Source organism: Dolichospermum sp. UHCC 0259 (genome assembly GCF_009711935.1).
Lineage (GTDB): Bacteria > Cyanobacteriota > Cyanobacteriia > Cyanobacteriales > Nostocaceae > Dolichospermum.
Map to the genome: position 1 here is coordinate 1 of NZ_VIKX01000080.1, position 637 is coordinate 637.

1 protein-coding gene is annotated in these 637 nt (G+C 34.9%); it reads left to right on the top strand.

Features of this window, described 5'->3' with window-relative positions:
• Window positions 1-43 precede the first annotated feature (43 nt).
• On the top strand, window positions 44-226 hold the full coding sequence (locus tag FJR05_RS06360) for a hypothetical protein (protein ID WP_168643339.1): 183 nt from the start codon (window positions 44-46) through the stop codon (window positions 224-226).
• Window positions 227-637 lie beyond the last annotated feature (411 nt).

Here is a 637-nt window from a genome sequence, read left to right on the forward strand (position 1 = left end):
CCTACTTCTACCTACCCTATAAACTCTCGAAAGTGGGGGGAGAGTGAAAAACTACAAAGGAAGCGCAAATATAATCTCAGTAATTCTTCCAAATAATGTTGCTCCGTTACCAAGTAGCCAAGGTAAAGCTCTCCAAATTAACCAAAATAAGGATATGATAAGAATCAATACAAAAATTACATTGCGCCAAGGCATAGGGATAGGAATAATTACCCACACTAGATGAAGAATATTTCTCACAATGTCTATCATAGTAAATTACCCGTCATTCTCCCAACTAGGTTTAGGTTTTACAGAATCAGACGGGTTATCTTCACTATTTTCTACCTCTGATTCAGATTTTAGATTTTCTGTATTATTTTCACTACTTTCCAGTATTGGAGTAGATACTTTAGTTGTTCCAATTAAATTTTGGATAGCATTTTTACCAACTTCACTGAGTTGCCATCCTTCAATAGCATCTGCGTCTAGTAAAGTTTTTAAGATTGTTAATTGATGTTCTCTATCACTTTGTTTTTGCTGATTCAGGTATTGTACAACTAGCAGGGCTATTTCATTCTAAATAATTGCTTGAGTGTGCTAAGAGGGTGTTTGAAAAGTTTTGATGGGTAAAATTTTATGCTAATCGCCTCACCAT